Source organism: Oleiphilus sp. HI0132, from assembly GCF_001635845.1.
Window position 1 is genome coordinate 1 of record NZ_LWGJ01001120.1, and the last position, 6,672, is coordinate 6,672.

General features: G+C 41.3%; 7 protein-coding genes and 1 pseudogene. 2 read left to right on the forward strand and 6 right to left on the reverse strand.

Features of this window, described 5'->3' with window-relative positions; genetic code table 11:
* From A3766_RS14925 to A3766_RS14935, 3 genes and pseudogenes are all read right to left on the reverse strand, one after another.
* A pseudogene (locus A3766_RS14925) lies at nucleotides 1-311 on the reverse strand (IS66 family transposase); the annotation flags it as partial.
* Between the two features lie 130 nt (nucleotides 312-441).
* Complete coding sequence (tnpB, locus tag A3766_RS14930) at nucleotides 442-789, reverse strand: IS66 family insertion sequence element accessory protein TnpB (RefSeq protein ID WP_068510160.1); 348 nt, start codon at nucleotides 787-789, stop codon at nucleotides 442-444.
* Nucleotides 786-1,103, reverse strand: a complete 318-nt coding sequence (locus tag A3766_RS14935) for a hypothetical protein (RefSeq protein WP_068510162.1) — start codon at nucleotides 1,101-1,103, stop codon at nucleotides 786-788. Before A3766_RS14935 ends, tnpB begins: the two co-directional genes overlap by 4 nt.
* A gap of 56 nt (nucleotides 1,104-1,159) precedes the next feature.
* Here A3766_RS14935 and A3766_RS29695 point away from each other — a divergent pair, with 56 nt between their 5' ends.
* Together A3766_RS29695 and A3766_RS14940 are read left to right on the forward strand one after the other, a co-directional pair.
* The gene (locus A3766_RS29695) at nucleotides 1,160-1,321 is read left to right on the forward strand and encodes a hypothetical protein (RefSeq protein WP_156508915.1); all 162 of its coding nucleotides are present in this window, start codon (nucleotides 1,160-1,162) and stop codon (nucleotides 1,319-1,321) included.
* The gene (locus A3766_RS14940) at nucleotides 1,314-2,489 is read left to right on the forward strand and encodes an FAD-binding oxidoreductase (RefSeq protein ID WP_068553027.1); all 1,176 of its coding nucleotides are present in this window, start codon (nucleotides 1,314-1,316) and stop codon (nucleotides 2,487-2,489) included. The genes A3766_RS29695 and A3766_RS14940 overlap by 8 nt, the downstream gene beginning before the upstream one ends.
* Before the next feature lie 107 nt (nucleotides 2,490-2,596).
* Here the strand turns inward: A3766_RS14940 and A3766_RS14945 are convergent, their stop codons facing one another.
* From A3766_RS14945 to A3766_RS14955, 3 genes are all read right to left on the reverse strand, one after another.
* Entirely contained in the window at nucleotides 2,597-3,250 is a 654-nt protein-coding gene (locus tag A3766_RS14945; protein WP_068507328.1) for a TetR/AcrR family transcriptional regulator, read from the reverse strand.
* Complete coding sequence (gene gyrB / locus A3766_RS14950; protein WP_068553028.1) at nucleotides 3,243-5,666, reverse strand: DNA topoisomerase (ATP-hydrolyzing) subunit B; 2,424 nt, start codon at nucleotides 5,664-5,666, stop codon at nucleotides 3,243-3,245. The genes A3766_RS14945 and gyrB overlap by 8 nt, the downstream gene beginning before the upstream one ends.
* 28 nt (nucleotides 5,667-5,694) lie before the next feature.
* The coding region (locus tag A3766_RS14955; RefSeq protein WP_068642451.1) for a DNA replication/repair protein RecF at nucleotides 5,695-6,672 on the reverse strand (978 nt) is incomplete at its 5' end.

The following is a 6,672-nucleotide window of genomic DNA, read 5'->3' on the forward strand; positions in this document are numbered from 1 at the left end:
TGCTCGCTTTTATCTTCACCCATGCGATGTAATTCATGACCGCAGTCATCACAGCTTTTGTCTTCGTCTGCCAGGTCGTGAATGATGACGTCGCGTGGTAAGTCTTTGGGTAAAGGTTTACGAACAGGTTTCTTGCGTTCGTAGGTGATGGACTCTTTTTCGGCTTCAGTCGGTTCCGCTTCAGACTCATCTGCTAATTGCTCAAGTTCATTGAATAGCTCGCCCTGACCCGGGTAGCCTTCAGTGCTTTTACCAAATTGTTTATGCTGAGCTAAACGAAACTGCTCAGTAAGATAAGCGATAGTCTCATCTCTTTCTGCGAGAAGTTTCTTCAGTAAAATAGGGTCGTCAGGGAGTGATTCGATGTCTGTTTTCATGCGTGCATTTTAACAAAAAACACGCTAACTTGCTGTTTTTATTTATACTATTTACCTGATTTTATTACATAATATTTTGATAATCGACAGCTTGATGACCGATGACATCATAGCCTTCCAGCAACCAAGACAACTGCTGTTCATTCAATTCTAAACATGCTTCATCAATACGGCTTGGCCATTTGAATTTATCTTTTTCAAGCCGTTTATACCACAAGGCAAAGCCGGTTTTATCCCAATAAAGTATCTTCAATTTATCTTTGGCTTTGTTGCAGAAAATGAACAAGGCACCGCTCATGACGGGAAGATTTATCTCCGACTCAATGATCACAGATAAACCATTAATCGATTTTCTGAAATCGACAAACTGCCGGTGAAGATAAATGCGGGAAGGCTGAACAAACATCTTCATGATAAACCCTTTATCACTCTGACTAAAAAGTCAGGTGATATCGAATCTGGAAAAGTCAGTTCACCTGCTTGTGTGATTAACGTGATGATTTGTTTAGAGCTAGTGATCTGTGTGACTTGTTCAGACACTTGCCGAACAACTTTCGCTTCGACAAAATTATTGCCTGTCGAGCGTCGGTGCTTATTGAGGTAGAACGAAGAGGTGCTGATTTTATGTATGGAGCAGAATTCTGCAACCGTTAACCCGCTCTCTTTTTGATAATCGAAGATACTTGGCCAGTCGTGTTTGGCTTTCTTGGTGTTCTTTTTAGTCATGTGCTAGTTCCTTGTGAATTTTGGAACTAGCGTAATTAATTGTTGGGTTTGGTATTATGTGTGCTTGGCTAGACGCTTACGGTATTGAAGGTTTGTATTCCGCAGGAAGTTGGACAGCGCAAGGAGGTTTTCAACCGACCTATATGGCCGGTGAATCAACGGCAAAAAGTATATTGCGTAAAATTAAAAAGTCACAAACGGAGGCTCAACATGCATAAAAATCGCAGCGCAGAACAAAACGTATTAGATGGTGTCGTTGGCTACGTTGAAGCCGTAAAAAAGAAAACCGAGATAGAGCTTAGTGGAAGCGACTTTAGCGAAGAGAAAGGTGCTACGCAAAAGACTATCGACAGTCTACATCCTAAACGCCTTCGTTTACTTGTTACCGATATTTTTACTGATACGCCATCCACGAATACTATTCGTGTCAAAGCACTTGATGGTTACCTTCCCCCTTTTCAAGCAGGTCAGTATATTAACGTTTTTGTTGAGATAAATGGTTCGCCAACTGCCAGACCTTATGCGATGTCTTCCTCTCCCACTGAACGAGACTATTATGACCTGACCGTTAAAAAGGCTCATAGCGGTTTCGTTAGCCATTATTTAGTTGATGATCTGAAGCCTGGTCAAGAGCTTACTAGCACCGGCCCAATGGGAAGCTTTCATCATAATCCACTATTCCATGGTAATGATCTAGTATTCTTCGCTGGCGGATCCGGGATTGCACCTGCACGTAGTATGATCAAACATATCATCGCTAAAGATCTCCCTCATACCATGCATATTATCTACAGCAATAGTTTCGAGGAGGATGTAATATTCGCAAAGGAAATTCGCTCCTGTGCCAAACAGAATCACAATATAAAACTTACAGAATTAATCTCAAGGCCAAGTGAAAGTTATCAAGGCATCGGCGGACGTGTTACTGAAGAGCTTGTTTCATCTTCACTGAGCAACTTAAGCTCAAAGATGTTTTACATATGCGGCCCAACACCCTTTAATGAAAGCTGTGTCGAAATACTTAAAAACTTAGGTGTAAAAGAGCGTCGTATGCTTGTAGAGCTAAACGGCCCTCCTAAGAAACCTGAAACACAAGCACACTGGCCTGAAGATACTTCTATTGAAAAAGAGGTAACTATCACAGTACAAGGTAAAGGAAGTTTTGTTGCAAAGTCAGGTGAACCTCTGCTGAATAGTCTCGAACGTTATGGCCTAAGCACCGAGAATGCTTGCCGCTCTGGTGAGTGCAGTTTATGTCGCGTTAAGCTAATAAGCGGAGAAGTATTTAACCCTCATGAATCCAAGCTACGTAAATCAGATCGTAAATTTTCTTGGATTCATTCATGCGTTGCTTTTCCAACAAGCGATATAGAGATCTCTATATAAAGAAAACCCAAAAGCCAAATTAGGTACCGGTTAAGGTCTTCAAACTGGTACCTAATTTTAACTAGAGTTTGTCCTTCCCTACCCCATCAATGAATCAGATCAATTAATTATAACTTCATCATTTTCGGTGAAACTGCCTGAGCAAAGAATTCACTAATGCTCATATCCCCAGGTATACGAATATGGCCATCAATAATTAAAGCTGACATGCCGTGAACCATCGACCATGCACTCAGGGCTCTAGCCGTTACATGCTTGGACTCAACATTGCCATGCTCAAATGCTTGTCTAAGTATTTTAAAAGGCTTTTGAGAACTAATTTCGAGGACAGGGGATATCTCTGGATTCGCTGAGGCTTCGAGCTTGTTTCGACGACCACCAGTATCAGCCTGGCTCAGCATTAGTCTATAAATTGCAGGGTTTTCTACGGCAAACTGAACGTAGGCGACGCCGTAGTTAAATACCAAATCCCATGGATCAGTATAGCTCTTCTTAATATCTATCAAGCGTTTAGTTAGGTCATCGAAGCCTGATGCAGCGATAGCTTGTAAGAGCTCTTTCTTGTTCTTAAAGTGAGTATAAGGTGCCATATGCGACACCCCTACTTCTGCGGCAATGGCTCTTAAAGATAGAGCATCTACGCCTTTAATTTTTAATATGTCTTTAGCTGACTCAACTAATGCCGTCTTCAAGTCACCATGGTGATATGGCTTACTTTCAGCACTAATTGAGGCGTCACCTTGGGACTTAGAACTAGACATCCAGGTTTGTTACTTCCAAAGCATTTGTCTGAATAAAGTCTCGTCTTGGTTCAACTTCATCACCCATTAAGGTCGTAAAGATCTGATCAGCGGCAACCGCATCTTCGATATTTACTTTCATCATACGGCGACTTTCTGGGTCCATCGTTGTTTCCCAGAGCTGCTCAGGGTTCATCTCACCTAGACCTTTATATCGCTGAATATAAAGACCACGCTGAGCTTCCTTCATTAGAACCTCTAAACCTTGCTTAAAATCAGTGATCGCAAACTGTTTTTCACCACGCTTAATAAAGCTATTCTCACTGAAAATACCTTCAAGAGACTTCGCCATCGTGACAATTTTTTCATAACCAGCTGACTCAATGAACTCTTCACTGAAGATATACTCAGTTGATATACCGTGCACAAATACATCAACTTTTGGTAAGTACAGGTCTTTTTCTTCGTCGTGAGAAATACCAAATACATAGTTCATACCTGTCTTGGTATCAATACCAAGCAAAGGCTGTATTTCTTCAACCCAAGCCGAAACTTTCGCTTTCTCTTTAAGATCTTCTTTATTCAGCGCGCTTACTTTAAGCAAAGTTTCCAGTACAAGTAACGGATAAGAACGGGCAAGCTTAGAAATAATGGTTTCTACTTCACGATATTGACCAACTAAGGTTTCTAAACCTTGGCCAGAGATTGAGGGTGTTCCCTCATCAACATATAAATGAGTATCATCTAAAGCTGACTGGGTCAGGTATTGTTCTAAGGCAGCTTCGTCTTTCAGGTACTGCTCCTGCTTGCCCTTCTTAACTTTATATAAAGGAGGCATAGCAATAAAAATATGACCACGTTCTATAATCTCTCGCATCTGACGGAAAAAGAACGTCAATAATAAGGTTCTAATATGAGAACCATCGACATCCGCATCAGTCATGATAATGATGCTGTGATAACGGAGTTTCTCGATGTTGTACTCTTCTCGCCCAATACCACAACCTAAGGCTGTAATTAAGGTGCCAACCTCTGCAGAAGATAGCATCTTATCAAAGCGTGCTTTTTCAACGTTTAATATCTTACCTTTCAGTGGCAGTATTGCCTGTGTTTTTCTGTCCCGGCCCTGTTTGGCTGATCCGCCCGCTGAGTCACCCTCCACTATGTATAGTTCGGAAAGCGCTGGGTCTTTCTCCTGACAATCTGCCAATTTCCCAGGCAAACCAGCAATATCTAGCGCACCTTTACGTCGAGTCATTTCTCTCGCTTTTCGTGCTGCTTCTCTAGCTCTTGCCGCATCAAGCATCTTACCAACCAGGTTCTTGGCTTGTTGTGGCTGCTCTAACAAATAGTCTGCAAACTTAGCAGCCATTTCTTGTTCAACAGCTGTCTTTACTTCGCTCGATACTAACTTATCTTTAGTTTGCGAGCTGAACTTTGGATCGGGAACTTTAACCGAAACAATTGCGGTTAAGCCTTCTCGCGCATCGTCCCCTGTTGTTGAAACCTTTTCTTTCTTACCTAGACCTTCATTCTCGATATAGTTATTCAATGTACGAGTTAGTGCACCACGGAAACCCGCCATATGCGTTCCACCGTCTCGCTGTGGAATATTGTTGGTATAGCAGAAGATGTTTTCCTGATAAGTGTCGTTCCACTGCATAGCGACTTCTACGCCAACCCCTGTTGCTTCATGCATAATATTAAAGTGGAACATGTCGTTTACAGTCGTTTTGTTATGATTCAAGTACTCAACAAATGACGATAAACCACCTTCAAATTCGAATAGGTCTTCTTTATCACTACGTTCGTCTTTTAAATGAATCCGTACGCCGGAATTCAAAAATGACAGTTCTCTCAAGCGCTTTGCGAGTTGATCATAGTGATACTCAGTCTGAGTGAAAGTTTCTGAACTTGGTTTGAAGGTCACCATCGTTCCCGTCGTCTCAGAATGACCCACCTCTTTAAGGGAGTAATCAGGCACACCGTGGGTATACTCTTGCTCGTATATTTTGCCTTCTCTGCGTATCGTTAACTTAAGCTTTTCGGATAAAGCATTTACAACCGATACACCAACACCGTGCAAACCACCGGATACTTTGTAGGAGTTATCATCGAACTTACCACCAGCGTGTAATACTGTCAGAATAACTTCGGCTGCAGAAACCCCCTCTTCCTCGTGAATCTCTGTAGGAATACCACGCCCGTTATCAGATACCGAAATTGAATTATCAAGATGGATAACAACATCAATCGTATCGCAATGACCAGCAAGCGCTTCATCGATCGAGTTATCAACAACTTCGAAAACCATATGATGAAGACCGGTACCATCATCGGTATCACCAATATACATTCCTGGTCTTTTTCTTACCGCGTCTAAGCCTTTTAGTACCTTAATACTTGAAGAATCATAGTTATTTTCAGTTTCACTCATTCAGCTTTTGCTCCTAATATTTCAGGTACTATATTTGTTTTTCTTGATAATCATATTCATGAATACGGCCATGTTCCACGTGGAACATTTTACAATCTGACCGATGCTTATCTAAATAATCTCGGGGTATCTCTCGATCTAAAACTGTACACATTACTTGTGCGTCCAACTCTAACAAATTAGAGAGAATTATATCGATATTCTTACTATCTAGCTCCGCGGCAATATCGTCTATCAAGACGAGAGTCTGCGAATCGTTTAATTCTTTTAGGCATTTTACATGAGCGATATATAAGGCAATTATCAATAACTTCTGTTGCCCACGAGATAAAAATTCACTCACATTCTTACCACTTATTCTAAGCTTAAGATCAGCCCGATGTGGTCCATACTGGGTATACTTTTTTTCTATATCTTTCGAACGATTTTGGTCTAACATTTCTGCCAGGCTTTTACTCTTATCCCAGCCTTGAAAGTATTTTAATCCTATCTCACTTTGTTCGTTTAAACCCAGTCCGGCCAATACAGTTTCGAAGGTAACTCGAAACCTATCCATAAATTCGATTCTATGCTGCGTTATTTGCTCTCCTAAGAGCGATATACGCTTATCCCATACTTTTAGTTGAAGTAGGTCTATTTTAGCAGTTCGGAGTAGACTATTCCGCTGTTTTAGACAATTAATATAATCGTTCCACAAAAAAGAGAATTCATGTTCCACGTGGAACACTCCCCAATCTATAAACTGCCGTCTAACTTTTGGAGGACCAGTAAGTAAATCGAAACTTTGAGGTTCAACCATCAGAACCGGTGTTAGTTTCGCTAGAATTGCTGCACTCTTTATTGATTGGCCGGAAATTTTAATCTCGGAACCCTGGAGGGTCGACTTTCTGACACCAATGGGCGTAGCTTCTTCATTTTGCTTTGAGGTATTAACTTTGCCGAAGACAATCAGCTCTCTACTCTTGGCGTCACTATTTATAATATTATCGATATGGCGGGTACGGAA

Coding starts and splice junctions, on each gene's coding strand:
- A3766_RS14945 (WP_068507328.1), bottom strand. CDS start 3,250: ATGTCTAGTTCTAAGTCCCAAGGTGACGCCTCAATTAGTGCTGAAAGT.
- tnpB (WP_068510160.1), bottom strand. CDS start 789: ATGAAGATGTTTGTTCAGCCTTCCCGCATTTATCTTCACCGGCAGTTT.
- A3766_RS29695 (WP_156508915.1), top strand. CDS start 1,160: ATGTGTGCTTGGCTAGACGCTTACGGTATTGAAGGTTTGTATTCCGCA.
- gyrB (WP_068553028.1), bottom strand. CDS start 5,666: ATGAGTGAAACTGAAAATAACTATGATTCTTCAAGTATTAAGGTACTA.
- A3766_RS14935 (WP_068510162.1), bottom strand. CDS start 1,103: ATGACTAAAAAGAACACCAAGAAAGCCAAACACGACTGGCCAAGTATC.
- A3766_RS14940 (WP_068553027.1), top strand. CDS start 1,314: ATGCATAAAAATCGCAGCGCAGAACAAAACGTATTAGATGGTGTCGTT.